Raw genomic sequence first — 19,648 nt, 5'->3', positions numbered from 1 at the left:
ACTGAAGCATCCCCTGCCCGCTGGAGAGTCGGGGCGGCAAAGCTGCCAATCTCCCCCCTCGTGGGGGAGATCACGCTCTCCGCCGCCCTTGCCCTCCCCCACCCAAGCCCCATTTCAATCCCCTAGCGTCAAGCAACTGGAGCCAGACGCCTCATGATCGACCAAACCACCTCCACCACCATCCCGATCCACCTCACCATCAACGGCCATTCCCATGAACTGCAGGTCGAGCCGCGCGTGACGCTGCTCGACGCGCTGCGTGATCGCCTCGACCTGACCGGCACCAAGAAGGGCTGCGACCACGGCCAGTGCGGTGCTTGCACTGTGCATGTCGACGGCGAGCGCGTGCTTGCCTGCCTGACCCTGGCCGCGCAGGTCGAAGGCCGCAAAATCACCACCATCGAGGGGCTCGCCGGAGCCGACGGCACGCTGGACGCCGTGCAGGCGGCCTTCCTCGAGCAGGACGCCTTCCAATGCGGCTACTGCACGCCCGGACAGATCATGTCGGCGGTGGCCTGCATCCGCGAGGGCCATGCCGGCTCGGACGAGGAGATCCGCGAATACATGGCCGGCAATCTCTGCCGCTGCGGCGCCTATCCGAACATCGTCGCCGCCGTGCGCCAGGCGGCCCTGGAGGTGGCATCATGAGGGATTTTTCCTACGTTCGCGCCGACAGCATCGAGGCCGCGCGCAAGGCGACGGCGCTTCCCGGCGCCATGCTGCTTGCTGGCGGCACGACGCTGGTGGACCTCGCCAAATGCGGCGTCGCCCAGCCTGAGACCGTGGTCGACATCACCCATCTCAAGGGGCTGGACACGATCAGCGTCGATGCAAGCCACGCCACGCTCGGCGCGCTGGCGAAAATGAGCCATGTCGCCGACCATGCCGGGATCAAGAGCCATTTTCCCGCTGTCTCGGAAGCGCTGTGGCAGGCCGCCTCGGCGCAGCTGCGCAACATGGCGACCGTCGGCGGCAATCTGATGCAGCGCACGCGCTGCCCTTATTTCCGCGATCCCTCGAACTTTTCCGCCTGCAACAAGCGTGAGCCCGGCAGCGGCTGCTCGGCGATCGGCGGCGTGACGCGGGGCCACGCCGTGCTCGGCACCAGCCAGGCATGCATCGCCATGTATCCGGGCGACCTAGCCACCGCGCTTGTCGCCTTCGATGCGACGGTCCATCTCAGCCAGCGCGTGCTCAAGGTCGACGATTTCTTCCTGCTGCCGGGCGACACGCCTGAGCGCGAGCATGACATTCGCGCCGGCGAGATGATCACCGCGATCGAGATCCCCGGCTCGGCCGCCGCGCGGCGCTCGACCTATCTCAAGGTGCGTGACCGCCAGTCCTACGAGTTCGCCGCGGCAAGTGCCGCGGTCGGACTGGAGCTGGAAGCCGATGGCCGCACCATCCGTGACCTGCGCGTCGCGCTCGGCGGCGTCGCCACAAAACCGTGGCGGGCGCGCGCCGTGGAAGAGGCGCTGAAAGGCAAGGTCCTGGACGAAGACGCCGTGCGCAAGGCGAGCGGGCTCGCCATGGAAGGCGCCGTCGACCATGGCGCCAACCACTACAAGATCGAGCTCGCGCCGCGCGTGGTCGCGCGCGCCATCCTCAAACTGGGAGAGACGGCATGACCGTTCACAACATCAGACATGCCAATACAACACATGCCGATTCGAGACATGGCGACGCCTCCGACGGCGCGGTCGGCGGACGGCTGTCGCGCGTCGATGGCCCGGCCAAGATCACCGGTGCTGCCAAATACGCCGTCGAGCAGCAGCTCGACGGGCTGGCGCATGCGGTGATGGTCGAGGCCACCATCGCCGCCGGCACGGTGCGCGCGATCGACACGCGGGCCGCGGAGACCGCGCCGGGCGTGCTTCTGGTGCTGACGCCCGACACCATCATGGAGATCAAAGGCGCGTCGGACTGGCTGGGCAATCCGCCAACGCAGAAGACATACGCACCGCTCGCCCGCACGGTCACGTATTCCGGCCAGCATATAGCTGCCGTCGTGGCCGAGACCTTCGAGCAGGCGGTCGCCGCGGCGGCCCTGGTCGAGGTCAGCTATGACGAGACGCCGGCCATCGTCGACCTCAGCGATGCCAAGGCCGGCGACGGCATCCCGATCGATGCCATGACCAAGGAATGGGGCGACGCCGAAGCGGCGTTCGCCGCCGCACCGGTGCGCATCTGCGCCGCCTACAACACGCAGCGCGAATATCAGGCGGCGATGGAGCCGCATGGGCTGATCGCGCGCTGGCAGGGCGAAGAGCTCACCATCTGGGAGCCCAGCCAGTGGCTGGACGGCATGGCGCGCACCTATGCTGAATGGTTCGGCGTGCCGTTCGAAAATGTGCGGCTGGTCTCGCCCTATATTGGCGGCGGCTTCGGCTCGAAGGCGCTGGCGCTCGCCCACAGCGCGGTGGCGGCGGCCTCGGCGAAAATGCTCGGACGACCGGTGAAGCTGGTGCTGACAAGGCCGCAGAACTTCACCTCCTATGGCGGCCGCGCCGCGACCCGCCAGACGGTGACGATCGGCGCCGGCCGTGACGGCAAGATCCAGTCGATCGTGCATCGCGGCGTCAACGAGACCGCGGTCGACGGCATGTGGGTCGAGCCGCTGGCTTCGGTCACCTCGATCATGTACGCCACGCCCAACTTCTCCTCGAAGCAGAATGTTGTGCGGGTGAACACGGTGGTGCCCGGCGCCAAGCGGGCGCCTGGCGAAAACCCCAGCGCCTTCGGCATCGAATGCGCCATTGACGAGCTCGCCTATGAGGTCGGCATCGACCCGCTGGAGATCCGGCTCAGGAACTATGCCGAACAAGATCCGGAAGCGAAAAAAGCTTGGTCGACCCGGCAGTTGCGCGAGGCTTTTGCCGCCGGTGCGGAACGCTTCGGCTGGTCGAAGCGCACGCCGAAGCCGCGTTCGATGCGCGACGGCCACCAGCTGATCGGCTGGGGCGTCGCCGCCGGCACCTATCCGGTGCGGCGCGCCTATGGCGAGGCCATCGTGCGCATCCTGTCCGACGGCTCCGTCGAGGTCGAAAGCTCCTCGATCGACATGGGCCAGGGCACCTACACCATCCTGGCGCAGACAGCGGCCGAGACGGTCGGCGTGCCGGCCGACGATGTCGTGGTCAAGCTCGGCGACTCGCGCTTTCCCCGCGCCGGCGTCGCCGGCGGGTCGCGGCTGGCCGGCGTGATGACCGGCGCGGTCTACAAGGCGGCGACATCGGCGCTCGACCAATTGGTCGGGCTGGCGATCAGCGATCCGCGCTCGCCCTTCCACGCGCTGCAGGCCAACACGCTGGTCGTCGCCAATGGCCGCATCACCGCGCCGCGCGGCGACGGTCCCGATGTCTCCGTTGCGGACCTGCTCAGCAGTGTCGGCCGCAGCCATATCGAAGCCACCGGCGACACCATGCCGGCGAATTCGAGCGCCGAGGATCGCTACAAGAACTACACCACCATCGCGACGTCGGTGCCGCACACTGAAGGCGACTACTCGCGCCACTCCTGGTGCGCGCATTTCATCGAAGTGCGGGTCGACGAGGATTTCGGCACGGTGCGCGTGTCGCGCGTGGTGTCGGCGCTGGATTCCGGCCGGCTCTACAATCCGAAACTGGCCGAAAGCCAGTGGAAGGGCGGCATCATCATGGGCATCGGCCAGGCGCTGCTGGAAGAAGGCATCGTCGACCGCAGGCATGGTCGGATCGTCAACAACAACCTCGCCGACTATCTGGTGCCGACCAATGCCGACATCCCCGATATCGAAGTGATCTCGGTCGGCATTCCCGACCTGCATTCCTCGGTGCTCGGCGGCAAGGGCGTGGGCGAACTGGCCATCGTCGGCGTAGCGCCGGCGATCGCCAATGCTGTGTTTCACGCCACGGGCAAAAGAGTGCATGACCTGCCGATCACGCTGGAGAAACTGATTTGAGGTAGGCGCGAGGGCACCCCCCTCTGCCCTGCCGGGCATCTCCCCCTCAAGGGGGGAGATTGGCAGTTCGACCGCCTCGCCAATCCCCGGCGTCAGCCCTTCCCTACCAGTCAAGCTTGAACGCAAGCTTGCCGAAATGCTGCCCGCCTGCCGCCATGTGCGCGTAGGCTTCGGCGGCCTGGTCCTGGCTAAACACCTTGTCGACGACCGGATCGATGCGGGCGGCGGCGATGGCGCGGGCGGCGTCGCGAAGGTCGGATACCGATCCGGTGTTGTTGCCCACCACCTTCAACGCCTTGATGATGATCGGCAGCAGGTTGACCGTGGCCTCGGCACCGGTGACGAAGCCGATGGTGAATAGCGTGCCGCCGGGAGCGGTGGCGTTGACGGCGCGGGCGAAGGTGGCGGTGCCGCCGGTTTCGACGACGAGGTCGGCGCCGAGGCCGCCGGTCAGTTCCAGCACCTTGCCGTCCCAGTCGGGCGTCGCGCGATAGTTGATGAGATGATCGGCGCCCAGTGCCTTCGCCCGCTCCAGCTTCTCGTCCGACGAGGAAGTGATGATGACGGTGGCGCCGGCGGCTTTCGCAAGCTGCAAGGTGAAGATCGAGACGCCGCCGGTGCCGAGCAGCACGACGACCGAGCCCGGCCCGACATCGGCGGCGCGGATGGCGTTCCAGGCGGTGGTGCCGGCGATCGGCAGCGTCGACGCCGCCTCGAAGGAGAGATGCGCCGGCACCGGCACCACCGAGTTGGCCGGCAGCGCGACATATTCGGCCAGCGATCCCGGCAGCGAAACGCCGCGCATCTGCGTCATCTCATAAGGCCGCGGCCGGCCACCGATCCAGCGCGGCTTGGCATGGGCGACAACGCGATCGCCGACGGCGAATTCCGTAACCCCCTCGCCCAGCGCGACGATCTCGCCGGCGCCGTCGGCGACGGGGACGAGCGGAAAGCTCGGTCCGGGATAATTGCCGCTCGCCACCGCGACATCGACAAAGTTGAGGCTCGCCGCACGCTGGCGGATCAGCACCTCACCGCGCTGCGGTTCGGGGATGGCAATGGTGGCGGCGCGGAAGGCGTCCAGCCTGGGTTGGCTCAGTTCGATGGCTTTCATGGTTTCACTCCGGTGGGACGATTGATGGGTTGAGTGAAGCTAGCTGCTGCGATATGTCTGGATAATCCTTGCCTTTTACATTTCAATAATGTGACTTATGCAGCAATCTCATGAGCCGATGACCCTTGCCGAAATGGCGGCCTTCGCGGCCATCGCCGAGGCGCGGTCCTTCACCAAGGCGGCGGCGCGTGTCGGGCGCGACGCGACCATCCTGTCGCGGCGCCTGCAATCGCTGGAGGAGCGGCTGGGCGTCAGGCTGCTCCATCGCACGACGCGCAGCGTGTCGCTAACCGAAGCGGGTGCCGAATTCCTGGTGCGCGTGCGCGCTATCCTCGCCTCCGTGGACGAGGCCGAGGCGGCCGCGTCGGCGCATGCCGGTGGCGGCCCGCGCGGCCTGCTCAGGCTGGCGCTGCCCGGCACGTTCGGGCGCATGTGGATCGGCCCGCTGCTGCCGCAATTCCTTGCCGAATTTCCCGATGTCCGCATCGAGGCTGAATTCTCCAACCGTTTCGCCGATCTGGTCGCCGAGAATTTCGACGTCGCCGTGCGGCTCGGCGCACTGGAGGATTCGCGCCTGGTGGCGCGCAAGGTGGCGACGCGGCGGCGGCTGCTCTGCGCCGCCCCCTCATATCTCGCCCGAAGGGGCTGGCCGGAGACACCGCGGGCGCTGCTCGAACATTCCTGCCTGGGCTTCAGCGGTTTCCAGACCTTTCCCGCCTGGGAGATGACCGACCGGGAGGGCCGGAGCGTGCGCGTCGAAGTCTCCGGGCCGTTGGTCACCGATGATGCCGAGGTGCTGGTCGAGGCCGCCGTGCAAGGCGTCGGCCTGATGATGAGCACCGACTGGTTGGTCGGCCGCGAACTCGCCGACGGACGGCTGGTGCCAATCCTGGAAGACTGGACGCTGGCCGACGAAGGCGCGATCTATGTCGTCACGCCCTCAGCCAAGGGACAAGCCGCCAAGACGCGAGCCTTCGCCGACTGGATCGGCAAGCGCTTCGCCCCGGAGCCGCCCTGGCGGCGGTGAGGCTTGCCAGTCTCCCCTTTTGCGGAGAGATGGCCGGCAGACCATAAGGTGGGTGCGAAGGAAAGCGGCTTTCATTCCAGCTTGGTTTCCTCGCCCGTCGCGCCGACTCAGGCCTTCGCTCACTTCCCCTGCTGCTTCAGGAACTGGCTGAGCAGATCCACCGGTAGCGGGAACACCACGGTGGACGAGCGCTCGCCGGCGATGTCGTGCAAAGCCTCGAAATAGCGCAGCTGCATGGCCTGCGGCTCGGCCGCCAGCATCTTGCCGGCCTCGACGAGTTTTGCCGCCGCCTGCTGCTCGCCATCGGCATTGATCACCTTGGCGCGCCGCAGTCGCTCGGCTTCGGCCTGCTTGGCGATGGCGCGGATCATGCTTTCGTTCAAGTCGACGTGCTTGATCTCGACATTGGACACCTTGATGCCCCAGGCATCGGTGCGCTGATCGAGGATCTCCTGGATGTCGCTGTTGAGCTTGTCGCGCTCGGCCAGCATCTCGTCGAGTTCGTGCTTGCCGAGCACCGAGCGCAGCGTGGTCTGCGCCAGCTGGTTGGTGGCGGCCATGAAATCCTCGACCTGGATAATCGCCCGCTCGGCGTCGACGATGCGGAAATAGAGCACCGCGTTGACCTTTACCGAGACGTTGTCGCGCGAGATGACGTCCTGCGGCGGCACGTCTTGCACCACCACGCGCAGATCGACCCGCACCATCTGCTGGATGAAGGGCACGAGGAGGATGAGGCCGGGACCCTTGACCCCGGTGAAGCGGCCGAGCGTGAAGACCACGCCGCGCTCATATTCCCTGAGGATACGGATGGCCGCGGACAGGAACATGATCACGACCAGCGCGAGGATCAGATAGGCCACGTAACCAATCATCATTTTATCGCTCCATTCCTTGCGGCTCTGCTGCGCCGCACCGTCAGCACGAGGTCGCTGACGTCGGTCACCTCGACGCTGTCGCCGGGTGCGACGGGTTCGTCGGCTTTCGCCCGCCAGCGCTCTCCCAAAGCCAGCACATGGCCCTCGCCGCCCTGCCAGTCGAGGATCTCGGCGGGCTGGCCGCGCATGGCCTCGCCGCCGACGCGCGGCGGGTTCTTGCGCGCCGCCCAGACAAAGGTGCCGGTCAGCAGCGCCAGCCCCAGCGTCAGCGCCGCGGCGGGGCCGATGACGGCCCATGACATGGCGAAGCCCGGCCCCTGAGTCTTGAGCAGCATGGCGGCGCCGAACAGAAAGGCGGCCACGCCGCCGAGCCCGAGCACGACGGTGGGATTGAAGGCCTCGACGACGAGGAAGGCGATGCCGAGCAGCATCAGGGCAAGGCCGGTATAGTTGATCGGCAGGAGGTTGAGCGCATAGAGGCCGAGCACGAGGCAGATGGTGCCGATGACGCCGGGCGCCACCGCACCTGGGCTGGTGAACTCGAAGATGATGCCATAGACGCCGACCAGCATCAGGATGATGGCGATGTTCGGATCGGTGATGACGGAGAGCAGCCGGATGAACCAGCCGGGCTCCAGCGTTTCGACCGGCAGGCCCTTGGTCGCCAGCACCTGTTTCTTGCCGGCCACATCGACCGTGCGCCCATCGGCCAATTGCAGGAGCTCGGTGGTGTCGCGGGCCACAAAGTCGATGACATGCTCCTGCAGCGCGGCGTTGGCCGACAGGCTCGCCGCCTCGCGCACGGCCTTTTCGCCCCAGTCGCCATTGCGCCCGCGCAGTTCGGCGAGCGAGCGGATCAAGGCGACCGCATCATTGGTTACCTTGGCCATCATGGCGTCGCCCGCCGGCCGCCCGGTGGCGTCCTTCTCCTCGCCCTTGTTCTTGTCGCCGCCGGGAAGCGACGGCAGCCCGCCCATCTCGACCGGCGTCGCCGCGCCCAGATTGGTGCCGGGCGCCATCGCAGCCACATGGGTGGCATAGAGGATATAGGTGCCGGCACTCGCCGCATGGCCGCCGGCCGGCGCGACATAGCCGATGACAGGCACCGGCGAAGCCAGGATGTCGGCGATCATCTCGCGCATCGACGTGACCAGCCCGCCAGGCGTGTCGAGCTGAAGGATGAGGACTTCGGCGTCCCGCCTGGCGGCAACATCAAGCGCTTCCTTGAGTTGCCTGGTACTTGCCGGCCCGATGGCGCCGTCGATGGCGACGCTCAGCGCGACCTTCTCGCTCTCGGCTGATGAGAAGGGAGAAACGACAGCCGCGACAACGAAGGCCGCAGCAAAAAGGGCCACCCGCGCGAAGGTCACGCTCAAAGCTCCATAGATTCAATATGGGTTGTATTTTGGCGAAGTCCATGGGGAGTGGTGCCGATGATTGGCGAACGCGGCTGAGCGCGCAATCTCAGGGGGAGATTGCGCCCGCAGCCGTTTTCGCCAACTATCGGCGTAACGCCCGACTTCAGTTATTCTCTGTGGTCCGGGCCGCGGATGCCTGGGTGGCCTGGGGGAGACCATGAGAAGGGGATTGGTGAAATTCATCGTGGCCGTCGCGGCCACACTCCAGGCCGCGCAGCCGGTGTTTGCGGCACCGTGCGGCTGGACCGCGACGATGGAGGAAGACGAGGGCGGCAGCGTGCTGACGGCCTCGGTGTGCGGCGGACCGAAGGCCGATGCGCATCTGATGCTGGTCTGTTTCGACAAGCCGGTGCTGAGCTATGATCTCGGCGCCGCGGGCCAGCAGCTGGAGCCCGGCATCAGCGCTTCCTTCACCTTCAAGGGCGGTGACAAGAGCGTGACGAAGACGCTCCAGCTCGAGGCGATGTATAATTATTTCACGCTGGAATTGTCAGGCGCGACCGACCCGCTGCTCGCATTGTTGCGCGGCAAGGGTGACGTCACGGTTACGGCCGACAAATATGGCGAGAACAGCTTTCCGTTGACGGGGTCGAGCGCTGCCATCGGCAAGGTGATGGCGCAGTGCGGCAAGGGTTCAGCTGGCGACGCTGACTGAGGCCATAGCCCTGACCGAATTACTGCATGGAGATGGCGGGCTTTGAGCCCGCCATTTTGTTTGCCGGTGAAGAGGCCCACCCCTTGCGTCTCGCCCCGCGATTGACCAATCTTGTCGACACTGTCATGAGCCGCGGTCGGGGGGATCGCATATGCCAACGCTCTATGCACTGAAACCGGCCTTTCAGGCCAGGTTGCGGCCGCTGGCCGACCGGCTGGCCGGCGCCGGCGTCACCGCCAACCAGATCACGCTTCTTGCCGCCGCGCTCTCCATCGCCACCGGCTTGGTGGTTGCCATCCTTGCAGGCTATCCCTTGGTTTTCCTTTTGATGCCGGTGGTGCTGTTCGTGCGCATGGCGCTCAACGCCATTGATGGGATGCTGGCCAGGGAACACGGGCAGGCCTCGAAACTCGGCATGTATCTCAACGAACTCTGCGACGTCGTCTCCGACCTGGCGCTGATCCTGGCCTTCGCCACTTTGTTCCCGGCCTGGGGCGTCGTGGCCTTCGCCATCGCCGCCGTGCTTGTCGAGTTCGCAGGCGTGCTCGGCGTCGCTGCCGGCAGCGGGCGCAACTATGCCGGGCCGTTCGGCAAGAGCGACCGGGCGCTGGCGCTTGGCGTCATCGGCTTCCTCATCGCCTGCGGCCTGTGGGTCGAGACGATCACGCCCTTTGTGTTTCCGGTCATGGCTACACTGTCTCTCGTAACCGCCATCAACCGGATACGCAGCGGCCTTAGAGCGGGCGACGCCTGATGCCGAAGCGTCAGGGACCCGGCCGCCAGAGGGGAACCATGATCCACCAGACCATCGCCGCCGCTGCAGCACCGGCAAGCCTCGACCGCGTGGCGCAGGAGCGCACCTTCAAAAGCCATGACGGCACCGAGATTTTTTACCGCTACTGGCCGGCGGTCGGGCAGACGCCCAAAGGCGCGATCCTTTTGTTCCATCGCGGCCATGAGCATGGCGGCCGCATGGCGCATCTGGTCGACGAACTGGCCATGCCCGACCATGCCTTCTATGCCTGGGACGCGCGCGGCAATGGCCGCTCGGCCGGCGAGCGCGGCTATGCGCCGTCCTTTGCCGCGCTGGTGCGTGACATCGACTGCCTGGTGCGCGAGATCGGCCGCGATGGTTTTGGCCAGCGCGACATCGCGCTGATCGCGCAATCCTTCGGCGCCGTCCTTGCCGCCGCCTGGGTGCATGATTATGCGCCCGACATCCGTGCACTGGTGGTGGCCTCGCCGGCCTTTTCTGTAAAGCTCTACGTGCCCTTCGCCAAGGAGGGCATTGCGCTGTGGCAGAAGCTCAAGGGCCGCTTCTTTGTCAATTCCTACGTCAAGGCGAAGTTTCTGACGCATGACGCCGAGCGCATCGCCTCCTTCGATGCCGATCCGCTGATCACGCGGCCGATCGCTTCCAACATCCTGGTCGAACTCTACGACCATGCCGCCCGCATCGTCTCGGACGCCCGTGCCATCACCGTGCCGACGCAGCTGTTGATCTCGGGCAGCGACTGGGTGGTGCGGCATGCACCGCAGCACGAATTCTTCGTCAATCTCGGCAGCAGCGCCAAGGAGCGGCATGTGCTGCCCGGCTTTTTCCACGATACGCTGGGCGAACGCGACCGCAGCCAGGCGCTGGACCTTATCCGACCGTTCCTCGAAAAGCAGTTCGCCGCACCGGAAAAGACGATCGACCTGACCTCAGCCGATCGCTCCGGCTATACCCGCGACGAAGCCGACCGACTGGCCTCGCCGCTGGCGCTGATGTCGCCCAAGGGCCTCTACTGGGCGATGAGCCGGGCCTCGATCCGCATGGGCGCCTGGCTGTCGTCGGGCATGAAGACGGGCATTGCCACCGGCTTCGATTCCGGCTCGACGCTCGACTATGTCTACGAGAACGAGGCGCGTGGTACCGGCTTCATCGGCCGCATGATCGACCGCACCTTCCTCGACGCCATCGGCTGGCGCGGCATCCGCCAGCGCAAGCTGCATCTGGAAGAGCTGATCGGCAATGCCGTCGCCAGCCTGAAGGCGGCCGGCCGTCCCGTCCACATGCTCGACATCGCCGCCGGCCATGGCCGCTATGTGCTTGATGCCGTCGCCAAATGCGCCGAGCCGCCGGCCAGCGTGCGGCTGCAGGACTATTCCGGGCTCAATGTCGGGCTCGGCTCGAAGCTGATCGCCGAACGGCATCTGCCGACCAGCGTCACCTTTCATCAGGCCGACGCTTTCGATGCCGGAATTCTGGCCGGGCAAAAGCCGGCGCCGGACCTCGCCATCGTCTCCGGGCTTTACGAATTGTTCGCCGACAACCAGATGATTTCCCGTTCGCTCGGCGGGCTGGCCAGCGCCATGCAGCCCGGCAGCCTGCTCATCTACACCAACCAGCCCTGGCATCCGCAGCTGGAAATGATTGCGCGCAGCCTGACCTCGCATCGCGGTGGCCAGGCCTGGGTGATGCGGCGGCGCACGCAAGGCGAGATGGACCAGTTGGTGACGGCGGCCGGTTTCGAGAAGATCGACCAGCGCATCGACCAATGGGGCATCTTCACCGTTTCCGTCGCGCGGCGCGTCTGAGACCATGGCCGCGCCTGTGACCGACCCTGCTCCCGCCCCGGCGCGGGAACCCTATTTCGGCATCGTGCTGCGGGCCGCCCTTTGGCTGGCGCTGCTGGCGCCGTTCTTCTACTCGACCTATGGCTTCGCCAACTGGCTGGCGTCGCGGCGCGACCATGTCGGCAGCATCGTCTATGCCTGGGAACACGCCATCCCGTTCGTTGCCTGGACGATCGTGCCCTACTGGTCGATCAATCTGTTCTACGGCCTGTCGCTGCTGCTCAACACGACCAGACGCGGCGTCGACCGGCTCGCCGGCCGCTATCTGACGGCGCAGGTCGTTGCCGTCGCCTGCTTCATCCTGTTTCCGCTGACGGCGACCTTCGTGAGGCCGGCAACCAGCGGCTTGCCAGGCTTCCTGTTTGCGGTGCTTGGCGGTTTCGATAAACCGTTCAACCAGGCGCCATCCCTGCACGTCGCACTCCTGGTGATCATATGGGATCATTGGCGTCACGTTCTGGCACGTCACCGTCTCGGCACCATTCTGAGACCGGTCTGGCATGTCTGGTGCTTTCTGATCGCCGCTTCGGTGCTGACGACCTGGCAGCATCATTTCATCGACATTCCGACCGGCGCGCTGCTCGGCTTCTTTGCGCTGTGGCTGTTTCCTGCCAAAGGCGAATTGCCTTTCTGGGGCTTCCGACCGACCGACGACCCGAAGGCGCGGCGACTGGCGAGCTACTATGCGCTGGGCGCGGTCCTTGCCTTTGCCGGCGCTGCCGGGGGCGCCTTTGTCTCGGCCGTCTCGCTCATCCTGCTGTGGCCTGCACTGGCGCTGGCCATCGTCGCCTTCGGCTATGCCGGGGCCGGCGCGAAGGTGTTCCAGAAGGCGGCCGACGGCAGCGTCTCGCTGGCCAGCCGCCTCCTGCTCCTGCCCTACCGGCTTGGCGCCCGGGTTAATGTCTGGGCATGGACCCGCGAGCTGGCGCCGCAGCCCGAGATCACCGATAGCGTTTTCTTCGGCCGCTTTCCGACCGCCGACGAGGCCAATCGCTTCGGCACGGTGATCGACCTAGCCGGCGAACTGGAACGGCCGCGCGGGGTGACCTGCCGCTGGATCAGCTATGCCATGCTCGACCTCGTGGCGCCGCCGCATGACAGGCTGGAGCGGGCGGTGGCGGCGATCGAGCTGGCGCGCCGGCGTGGCACCGTGCTGGTCTGCTGCGCGCTCGGCTTCCAGCGCAGTGCGGCGATCGTCGCCGACTGGCTGGTGGTGACCGGGCGCGCGCACACAGCCGCACAGGCGCGCAAGAAACTCGCCGCATCGGGCCGGCCCGTGCATCTCCACAGCGAGGCGGGCGAAGCGGCATGAATGGCGAGAATTTTCCCGAGAAGGCCGAGGTCTTTGCCGCCCGGCTGATGGTGCAGGCCGCATGGCCGATCCTGCTGGTGGTGGCCGCCGCTATGGCAGCGCCGGTTATCGGCCTGGTGGCCGGACCGCAGACGACAGCGCTGTCTGCGGCCGCCTGGCTGGCCGCGGCGGCGAGTGCCGTGGCCACGCTGGCTCTTTCGGCCTTGCTTTTGTTCGACGCGCTGCTGTTCCGGCTGATGGCGAGCCACGCCACCGAGGCCGCCGGCGGCGCCGTGGTCGACGATGTGCTGGCGCGCATGCGCCTGAAACCCGCCGCTGCCGGCGACCGCTCGCTCGATCATCGCATGACAGGCACGCGACGCCTGCTGACAAGACAGCGCATGGCGCTCGCGGTGTTTGCGGCGGCATGCCTCGTCGCGGCGTTTGTTTGAGCCATGACCAAGCTTCACCTTCGCGCCAACACTTTCACCTTGCTGCAGACGGTGACCTCGGTCGGCCTGTCGGCGCTGGCCTGGGTGGTGACTGGCGTGCGGCCAATCTGGAACGGCAGCCAGCCGTCGGAGCGGCAGCGCATCTACTTCGCCAACCATGCCAGCCATGGCGACTTCATCCTTTTGTCGGCCTGCCTCAGCGAAAAGGTGCGCGCCCGCACGCATGCGGTGGCGGCGGCCGAATATTGGGGCAAGTCGCGGCTGCGCCGCTTCATTGCCGAGGACATGCTGTCTTCCGTGCTCATCCACCGGCACTGGACCGACGAAACGCAGCATCCGATCTCGATCATGCTGTCGGTGCTCGACCAGGGACATTCGCTGATCCTGTTTCCTGAGGGCACCCGCAACACGTCGGAAGAAGATCTGCTGCCGTTCCGCTCCGGCCTCTACAATCTGTCGATGGCGCGACCCGACGTCGAACTCATCCCGTGCTGGATCGAGAACATGTCGCGCGTGCTGCCCAAGGGCCAGTTCCTGCCGGTGCCGCTTCTGTGCCGCGTCGTCTTCGGTCCGCCGGTGGCGATCGAACCCGGCGAGGAACGCCGCGCCTTCCTCGAGCGCGCGCGCCAGACGCTGCTATCGCTCGACCCGCGCCCCGATCGGGACGACTAGCCATGATCAGAGACGTCGCATGACACTGCCGCCAATGCATGAAACCGTCATTCTGCTGGTCGGCCTGGTCTGCGTGCTGACAACAGCCAGCATCGTTGCCGGCATCCTGTCGTGGCGGGCGCCGAAGCCGCTGCCGTCGACGCTCGTCAACCTCAACCAGCGCATCAACGCCTGGTGGGTGATGGTGTTGGCGATCACCGTTGCCTTCTTCTTCGGCCGCACCGGCATGACCATCCTGTTTGCGCTGATCTCATTTGCGGCGCTGCGCGAATTCGTGACGCTGACCCACAGCCGGCGCAGCGATCACTGGGTGCTGCTCGGCATGTTCGGCATCATCATCCCCTACCAGTACTGGCTGGTGTGGACCGCCTGGTACGGGCTCTTCACCATCTTCATCCCGGTCTACTGCTTCCTCTTGATGCCGGCGATCACCGCGCTCAACGGCGACACCGAGCGCTTCCTCGAGCGCGTGTCGGCGCAACAATGGGCGGTCATGATTTCGGTCTACTGCGTCAGCCACGTGCCGGCGCTGCTGACGCTCAACGTGCCCGGCTTCGAGGGCCGCAACCTGTTGCTCATCGCCTTCCTGATCATCACCGTGCAAGGCAGCGACGTCTTCCAGTATATTTTCGGCAAGCTGTTCGGCCGGCATCTGCTGTCGCCCTCCGTCTCACCGTCAAAGACCTGGGAAGGGTTGGTCGGTGGGCTGGTGGCGTCGAGCCTGCTCGGCGCGCTGTTGTCGTTCCTCACGCCGTTCTCGCCGCTGGCAGCGGCAGGCGTCGCCTTCATCGCCTGCCTGATGGGATTTCTCGGCGGTCTGGTCGCGTCGGCCATCAAGCGCGACCAGGGCGTCAAGGACTGGGGCCACCTCATCGAAGGCCATGGCGGCATGATGGACCGTGCCGACAGCCTGGTCTTCGCCGCTCCGGTGTTCTTTCACATCGTCCGCTATTTCTGGACGGTCTGAGCGGAAGCACGCTCCTTCACTCGCGGATCGCGCGTCCCGCCTGCTGCAGCATCTCGAAAGCGGCGAAGCGCTTGTCGTGCCAGGGCACGAGATCGCCGCCGGCCGGGCGATAGATCTCGCCGATGCGCGACATGCCGGTCATCGCTGCAATCACGTCGGGATATTTTTGCGCCGCCACCGCAGCCAGTATGGCCGAGCCGAGCAGCACGGGCTCCGGCGAGGTCGATCCGGCGACGGTCAGCCCTGTTGTGTCGGCCAGCAGCTGGCGCACCAGGTCGCTTTGCGCGGCGCCGCCGCTGACGACGATGGTGTCGATGGCGATGCCCTTGTTGGCCATCGCCGCCACGATCTGGCGCACGCCATAGCCGATGCCCAGCAGGCCGGCGACATAGAGCGCGACCAGGCCGTCGAGAGACGTATCCATCCCGAGCCCGGCGATCAGCGCCTTGGATTCAGGATCGGCGAAGGGTGAGCGGTTGCCGAGGAATTCCGGCACGACATGCAGCCCTTCGGCAAGGCGCGCCACTGCGGACAGATCAGCGGACTTCGTCGTCGCCCGCCGGCCAAGCCAGGCCGTCAGGCTGAGACCTTCCGCCCTGGCTTTTGCGGATGCTTCCGCCGAGGCTGGGTGGAAAGCGACGAGATGATCGATCGCCGCACCCGCCGCCGACTGTCCGCCTTCGTTGAGCCACAGGCCCGGCACCATCGAGGAGAAATACGGCCCCCAGACGCCCGGCACGAAGGCCGGCTCGCTGGTGCTGGCCATGGTGCAGGCCGACGTGCCGAAAACATAGGCCATGCGCGACTGCAGCGTGCCGACCGAACCGGTGCCGCCAACCGTGCCGACACCGCCGGCATGCGCATCGATCAGGCCGGCTGCGACCGGCGTTCCCGGCAGCAGGCCGAGATCGACGGCCGCCGCCTCGGTGAGGCCCTGAGCCAGCGCGGTGCCGCCTTCGACCACTTCGGTGCCGATGCGCCCGAAGCCTTCGTCGGCGAGCGCACCCAGACCGATGGCACGGAAATACGCGTCGTCCCAGCGCCGCTCATGGCCGAGATAGGTCCATTTGCAGGTCAACGTGCAGATCGAGCGTTCCAGGCTGCCGGTCGAGCGCCAGGTCAGATAGTCCGTGAGGTCGAAGAAATGCTCCGCTGCATCGAAGGTGGCGGGCAGGTTCTCGCGCAGCCACAACAGCTTAGGCGTTTCCATCTCCGGCGAGATGGTACCGCCGACATAGTCGAGCACCGCATGCTTGCCGGCATTGATGCGCTGCGCCTGGTCGAGCGCGCGGTGATCCATCCAGACAATGATGTTGCGTTCGTTATCGCCGGACCGGCCGACCGGCAACGGCGCACCGCCCTTGCCGACCACAACCAGCGAGCAGGTGGCGTCGAAGCCGATGCCGGCAATGTCGCGCCCGGCGAGCCCCGACTTCGTCACCGCCTCGCGCACGCTGGCACAGACTGCGCGCCAGATGTCCTCGCTCGACTGCTCGGCGACTTCGCCGGGTTCGATGAACAGAGCAATGTCGCGCTTGGCCGAGGCGAGCATGGTGCCCTTGCTATCGAACACCCCTGCCCTGGCGCTGCCGGTGCCGACGTCGATGCCGAGGAAGTGGGACATGGGGGGACCTCGAGTGAGTAGGGCAGTAGGGCAGTAGGGCAGTAGGGCAGTAGGGAGATTGTCAGTCGTGAACGGTCGGCCGCAAGGGCAAAGGTCCCTCACCTACTGCCTTACTGCCCTACTGCCCTACTCCCTCAAAGATCATTGCTCTGCGGCAGGATCACCAGATCCCGAATGGTGACGTTCCTTGGCCGCGTCAGCATGAACATCACGGCTTCGGCGACCTCGACGGGTTGAATCAGGCCGCCCTTGGCCAGTTCATCATCAAGCTTGTCCTTCGGCCAATCGCTAATCAGCGCCGTCACCACTGGCCCCGGCTGTACCGCGCCGACGCGCAGGCCGTGCGGGGCGACCTGCCGGCGCACGGTGTGGACGAAGGCCTGCACGGCATGCTTGGAGGCGGTGTAGATCGGCTCCCAGACGACCGGCACCAGTCCGGCGATCGAAGAGGTGACGATGATGTCGCCGGTCTTGCGCTCGACCATATGTGGCAACACGGCATGGACGGAACGGAACACTGCGTTGATGTTGAGGTTCAGCACGCGGTCCCACGTATCGGGATCGCCGTCGAGCACCGGACCGCCGACATAGGCGCCGGCATTGGCGTGGAAGATGTCGAGCTGGCCGGCCTTCTCCAGGATCTGCGGCATCATCGTCGCGACGCTGGCCGGCTTCATCAGATCGATCACCAGCGGGATCGCGTTGGGGCCGAGTTCGGCGCAGACGTTCTTCAAGGCGTCCTCGGCGCGGTCGACGAGCACGACGCGCACACCGGCGGCAATCAGCGCCCTGGCGCATTCCAGCCCGATGCCCGAGGCGGCGCCGGTGATCGCCGCGACTTTTCCACTCAAATCCTGAGCCATTTTATCCTCGAGTTATGATTGCGTTCAGGCGCGGCCGTGGGAAACCCGCGAGCGGCGTGCCAGGGAGTCGACGATAACCGCGATCGCCAGAACGGCGCCGGTGATCATGTAGCGAAGCGACGACGACAGATCGAGCAAGGTCAGCCCGCTGGCGATCGACTGGATGACGATGATGCCGAGCAGCGCGGAGTAGGCACTGCCGCGGCCGCCGAACAGGCTGGTGCCGCCGATGACCGCCGCCGCGATGGCGTTGAGATTGACGTCGCCGGTGCCGGCCTGCTGGCTGGCCGAGGCCAGCCGCGCCGCCGACAGCACCCCGCCAAGGGCGGCAAACATCGAGCACATGACGAAGGCGCTAAGATATATGGAGCGCACCTTGATGCCGGCGCGGCGCGCTGCTTCGCGGTTGCCACCGACGGCGGTCATCGAGCGGCCCCATTGGGTGCGGGTCAGCGCATAGTTCATCGCCACCACCAGACCGACGAACAGGCCGAACATCCACGGTATGCCGCGCGCCTGGTTGAGATAGCCGACAATCAGCTCGAGCAGGATGGTCAAGGCGGCGACCCGCACGATGAGGCCGCCGACCGACGGCGCCGACAGGTTCACGGCGCGACGGCGGCTGACGGTGCGCAGGCCGGTGATCAGCATGACGATGCCGGGAACGGCCGCCAGCGCATAGGAGAGCCAATCCGGCATGACCAGCAACTGGCCGAAATTCACCAGGTTCGAGCCATAGGGCAGATTGATCGAGCCGGTGGAGCCCAGGATGTAGAGCTGCAGGCCGAGCACGGCGAGCAGGCCGGCGAGCGTCGAGACGAAGCTCGGCATGCCGAGCCGGTTGAACAGCAAGGCATAGAGCGCGCCGATGAAGCCGCCGACAGCGAGTGCAGCGACAATCGCGAGCGCCACTGGCCAGCCCTGGTTGACCCACAGCGTGCCGACCATGGCCGAGGCAAAGCCGCTGATCGAGCCGACCGACAGGTCGATCTCGCCGACCATCAGCACGCAGACGATGCCGAGCGCGATGACGCCGACGGTCGAGCAGTCGAACAGGAGATTAACGAGGTTGCTCGACGAGACGAAGACCGGGTTGAGAGCGGTGAACACGCTCCAGATGATGACCAGGCCGACGATCACCGGCAGCGAGCCGAGGTCGCCGGAGCGGACGCGGTCGAAGAAGGCGCTGATCGCGCCACCGACGCCGGCCTGGTGCTTGACGCGCACGTCGCTGCGGTCGAGTGCCGTCGACGAGGAGATGTCCTGCTTGGGCTCCGCGCTCATGGCCGCTGCTCCTGATTGTGCGCTTGTTCGGCTGCCTTGCGCCGTTCGGCGCGGCGCGACACCGCGTTGTTGGCGGCGCCGGTGATGGCGCTGACCAGTTCCTGGTTGGAGGCGTCCGGTTCGAAGACGCCGTTGTTGCGGCCGAGCCTGAGCACGACAATGCGGTCGGCGACAGCGCGGACATCTTCCATATTGTGGCTGATCATCAGCACACCGAGGCCGCGTTCACGCACCCGGTCGATGAGGTTCAGCACCTCCGCCGTCTGGGCGACGCCGAGCGCGGCGGTCGGCTCGTCGAGCAGGATGACCTTGGGGTCGAGCAGCAGCGAGCGGGCGATCGCCACAGTCTGGCGCTGGCCGCCGGACAGCGAGGCGACCGCCTCGCGCACGCTTGGAATGCGCGCCGACAATTCGTTGAGCAGCGTCCAGGCGCGGATTTCCATCGCCACCTCGTCAAGCCGCAGCGGGTTGAGCTCCTTGCCGAGAAAAATGTTGGCGACGACATCGAGGTTTTCGCACAGCGCCAGATCCTGGAAGACGGTGGCGATGCCGAGCGTCAGCGCGGCGCTCGGATCGGGCATGGTGACTTGCTTGCCGCGGAAATTGATGGTGCCCGAGGTCGGCTGATGGACGCCGGCCAGGATCTTGACCAGCGTCGACTTGCCGGCGCCATTGTCGCCGACCAGCGCCACCACCTCGCCGGCATGGACGTCGAGATCGATATCGGTGAGCGCTGATACAGCGCCGAAATTCTTCGAAATGCCGCGCAGGCTGAGCACCAGCTCACCCGCCGAAACCGGTCCGTCAGAGATGTCAGACATAGTGGCAAACCTTTCCGGATGAC

Annotated in this window: 18 protein-coding genes; 11 read left to right on the top strand and 7 right to left on the bottom strand. The window is 66.2% G+C overall.

What is annotated here, in order from left to right:
- Positions 1 to 153 precede the first annotated feature (153 nt).
- The 3 genes from ACYHH6_RS17985 to ACYHH6_RS17975 are packed head-to-tail and all read left to right on the top strand — an operon-like array spanning position 154 to position 3,940.
- Entirely contained in the window at positions 154 to 648 is a 495-nt protein-coding gene (locus tag ACYHH6_RS17985) for a (2Fe-2S)-binding protein (RefSeq protein ID WP_352587596.1), read from the top strand.
- Complete coding sequence (locus tag ACYHH6_RS17980) at positions 645 to 1,628, top strand: FAD binding domain-containing protein (RefSeq protein ID WP_352587593.1); 984 nt, start codon at positions 645 to 647, stop codon at positions 1,626 to 1,628. Before ACYHH6_RS17985 ends, ACYHH6_RS17980 begins: the two co-directional genes overlap by 4 nt.
- Positions 1,625 to 3,940 (top strand): xanthine dehydrogenase family protein molybdopterin-binding subunit, encoded by a 2,316-nt coding sequence (locus ACYHH6_RS17975; protein WP_352587590.1) that lies wholly within the window; start codon positions 1,625 to 1,627, stop codon positions 3,938 to 3,940. The genes ACYHH6_RS17980 and ACYHH6_RS17975 overlap by 4 nt, the downstream gene beginning before the upstream one ends.
- Before the next feature lie 103 nt (positions 3,941 to 4,043).
- Here the strand turns inward: ACYHH6_RS17975 and ACYHH6_RS17970 are convergent, their stop codons facing one another.
- Positions 4,044 to 5,054, bottom strand: a complete 1,011-nt coding sequence (locus ACYHH6_RS17970; RefSeq protein WP_352587587.1) for a zinc-dependent alcohol dehydrogenase family protein — start codon at positions 5,052 to 5,054, stop codon at positions 4,044 to 4,046.
- A 97-nt stretch (positions 5,055 to 5,151) separates the two neighbouring features.
- Between ACYHH6_RS17970 and ACYHH6_RS17965 the strand changes: the two genes are divergently transcribed.
- Positions 5,152 to 6,081 carry a LysR family transcriptional regulator gene (locus tag ACYHH6_RS17965; RefSeq protein WP_352587585.1) on the top strand — a complete coding sequence of 310 codons (930 nt, stop codon included), beginning with the start codon at positions 5,152 to 5,154 and terminating at the stop codon, positions 6,079 to 6,081.
- A 119-nt stretch (positions 6,082 to 6,200) separates the two neighbouring features.
- Here ACYHH6_RS17965 and ACYHH6_RS17960 read toward each other — a convergent pair whose 3' ends face one another.
- A complete protein-coding gene (locus ACYHH6_RS17960; protein WP_192248875.1) occupies positions 6,201 to 6,959 on the bottom strand; it encodes a slipin family protein in 759 nt (252 codons plus the stop codon).
- Positions 6,956 to 8,329 carry an NfeD family protein gene (locus ACYHH6_RS17955; protein ID WP_352587582.1) on the bottom strand — a complete coding sequence of 458 codons (1,374 nt, stop codon included), beginning with the start codon at positions 8,327 to 8,329 and terminating at the stop codon, positions 6,956 to 6,958. The genes ACYHH6_RS17960 and ACYHH6_RS17955 overlap by 4 nt, the downstream gene beginning before the upstream one ends.
- A 220-nt stretch (positions 8,330 to 8,549) precedes the next feature.
- Here ACYHH6_RS17955 and ACYHH6_RS17950 point away from each other — a divergent pair, with 220 nt between their 5' ends.
- The 7 genes from ACYHH6_RS17950 (at position 8,550) to ACYHH6_RS17920 (ending at position 15,033) form a co-directional block, all read left to right on the top strand.
- Positions 8,550 to 9,032 carry a hypothetical protein gene (locus ACYHH6_RS17950; RefSeq protein WP_352587580.1) on the top strand — a complete coding sequence of 161 codons (483 nt, stop codon included), beginning with the start codon at positions 8,550 to 8,552 and terminating at the stop codon, positions 9,030 to 9,032.
- A 151-nt stretch (positions 9,033 to 9,183) separates the two neighbouring features.
- Positions 9,184 to 9,786 (top strand): CDP-alcohol phosphatidyltransferase family protein, encoded by a 603-nt coding sequence (locus ACYHH6_RS17945; protein ID WP_352587577.1) that lies wholly within the window; start codon positions 9,184 to 9,186, stop codon positions 9,784 to 9,786.
- Positions 9,787 to 9,827: 41 nt separating this feature from the next.
- On the top strand, positions 9,828 to 11,612 hold the full coding sequence (locus tag ACYHH6_RS17940; RefSeq protein ID WP_435053373.1) for a bifunctional alpha/beta hydrolase/class I SAM-dependent methyltransferase: 1,785 nt from the start codon (positions 9,828 to 9,830) through the stop codon (positions 11,610 to 11,612).
- 4 nt (positions 11,613 to 11,616) lie between these two features.
- A complete protein-coding gene (locus ACYHH6_RS17935; protein ID WP_352587574.1) occupies positions 11,617 to 12,963 on the top strand; it encodes a phosphatase PAP2/dual specificity phosphatase family protein in 1,347 nt (448 codons plus the stop codon).
- Entirely contained in the window at positions 12,960 to 13,394 is a 435-nt protein-coding gene (locus tag ACYHH6_RS17930) for a hypothetical protein (RefSeq protein ID WP_352587571.1), read from the top strand. The genes ACYHH6_RS17935 and ACYHH6_RS17930 overlap by 4 nt, the downstream gene beginning before the upstream one ends.
- Before the next feature lie 3 nt (positions 13,395 to 13,397).
- Positions 13,398 to 14,066, top strand: a complete 669-nt coding sequence (locus tag ACYHH6_RS17925; protein ID WP_352560709.1) for a lysophospholipid acyltransferase family protein — start codon at positions 13,398 to 13,400, stop codon at positions 14,064 to 14,066.
- A 34-nt stretch (positions 14,067 to 14,100) separates the two neighbouring features.
- Positions 14,101 to 15,033: a phosphatidate cytidylyltransferase gene (locus ACYHH6_RS17920; RefSeq protein ID WP_352587861.1), complete on the top strand. Its 933-nt coding sequence runs from the start codon at positions 14,101 to 14,103 to the stop codon at positions 15,031 to 15,033.
- Between the two features lie 16 nt (positions 15,034 to 15,049).
- On the opposite strand, the gene ACYHH6_RS17915 is transcribed toward ACYHH6_RS17920, so the two are convergent.
- The 4 genes from ACYHH6_RS17915 to ACYHH6_RS17900 all read right to left on the bottom strand — a co-directional run bounded on the left by ACYHH6_RS17915 (position 15,050) and on the right by ACYHH6_RS17900 (position 19,625).
- Positions 15,050 to 16,657: an FGGY-family carbohydrate kinase gene (locus ACYHH6_RS17915; RefSeq protein ID WP_352587568.1), complete on the bottom strand. Its 1,608-nt coding sequence runs from the start codon at positions 16,655 to 16,657 to the stop codon at positions 15,050 to 15,052.
- Between the two features lie 134 nt (positions 16,658 to 16,791).
- Entirely contained in the window at positions 16,792 to 17,520 is a 729-nt protein-coding gene (locus ACYHH6_RS17910; protein WP_352587565.1) for an SDR family oxidoreductase, read from the bottom strand.
- A 24-nt stretch (positions 17,521 to 17,544) separates the two neighbouring features.
- On the bottom strand, positions 17,545 to 18,804 hold the full coding sequence (locus ACYHH6_RS17905; RefSeq protein WP_192248854.1) for a sugar ABC transporter permease: 1,260 nt from the start codon (positions 18,802 to 18,804) through the stop codon (positions 17,545 to 17,547).
- The gene (locus ACYHH6_RS17900) at positions 18,801 to 19,625 is read right to left on the bottom strand and encodes an ATP-binding cassette domain-containing protein (RefSeq protein ID WP_352560714.1); all 825 of its coding nucleotides are present in this window, start codon (positions 19,623 to 19,625) and stop codon (positions 18,801 to 18,803) included. Before ACYHH6_RS17900 ends, ACYHH6_RS17905 begins: the two co-directional genes overlap by 4 nt.
- Between the last annotated feature and the right edge of the window lie 23 nt (positions 19,626 to 19,648).

The sequence above is a fragment of the Mesorhizobium sp. P171375 genome (genome assembly GCF_057786075.1).
Note: the sequence above shows the minus strand (reverse complement) of the source record. Positions and strands in the feature narration are given on the sequence as shown.

Coding starts and splice junctions, on each gene's coding strand:
- ACYHH6_RS17985 (WP_352587596.1), top strand. CDS start 154: ATGATCGACCAAACCACCTCCACCACCATCCCGATCCACCTCACCATC.
- ACYHH6_RS17980 (WP_352587593.1), top strand. CDS start 645: ATGAGGGATTTTTCCTACGTTCGCGCCGACAGCATCGAGGCCGCGCGC.
- ACYHH6_RS17975 (WP_352587590.1), top strand. CDS start 1,625: ATGACCGTTCACAACATCAGACATGCCAATACAACACATGCCGATTCG.
- ACYHH6_RS17970 (WP_352587587.1), bottom strand. CDS start 5,054: ATGAAAGCCATCGAACTGAGCCAACCCAGGCTGGACGCCTTCCGCGCC.
- ACYHH6_RS17965 (WP_352587585.1), top strand. CDS start 5,152: ATGCAGCAATCTCATGAGCCGATGACCCTTGCCGAAATGGCGGCCTTC.
- ACYHH6_RS17960 (WP_192248875.1), bottom strand. CDS start 6,959: ATGATGATTGGTTACGTGGCCTATCTGATCCTCGCGCTGGTCGTGATC.
- ACYHH6_RS17945 (WP_352587577.1), top strand. CDS start 9,184: ATGCCAACGCTCTATGCACTGAAACCGGCCTTTCAGGCCAGGTTGCGG.
- ACYHH6_RS17935 (WP_352587574.1), top strand. CDS start 11,617: ATGGCCGCGCCTGTGACCGACCCTGCTCCCGCCCCGGCGCGGGAACCC.
- ACYHH6_RS17930 (WP_352587571.1), top strand. CDS start 12,960: ATGAATGGCGAGAATTTTCCCGAGAAGGCCGAGGTCTTTGCCGCCCGG.
- ACYHH6_RS17925 (WP_352560709.1), top strand. CDS start 13,398: ATGACCAAGCTTCACCTTCGCGCCAACACTTTCACCTTGCTGCAGACG.
- ACYHH6_RS17920 (WP_352587861.1), top strand. CDS start 14,101: ATGCATGAAACCGTCATTCTGCTGGTCGGCCTGGTCTGCGTGCTGACA.
- ACYHH6_RS17915 (WP_352587568.1), bottom strand. CDS start 16,657: ATGTCCCACTTCCTCGGCATCGACGTCGGCACCGGCAGCGCCAGGGCA.
- ACYHH6_RS17910 (WP_352587565.1), bottom strand. CDS start 17,520: ATGGCTCAGGATTTGAGTGGAAAAGTCGCGGCGATCACCGGCGCCGCC.
- ACYHH6_RS17905 (WP_192248854.1), bottom strand. CDS start 18,804: ATGAGCGCGGAGCCCAAGCAGGACATCTCCTCGTCGACGGCACTCGAC.
- ACYHH6_RS17900 (WP_352560714.1), bottom strand. CDS start 19,625: ATGTCTGACATCTCTGACGGACCGGTTTCGGCGGGTGAGCTGGTGCTC.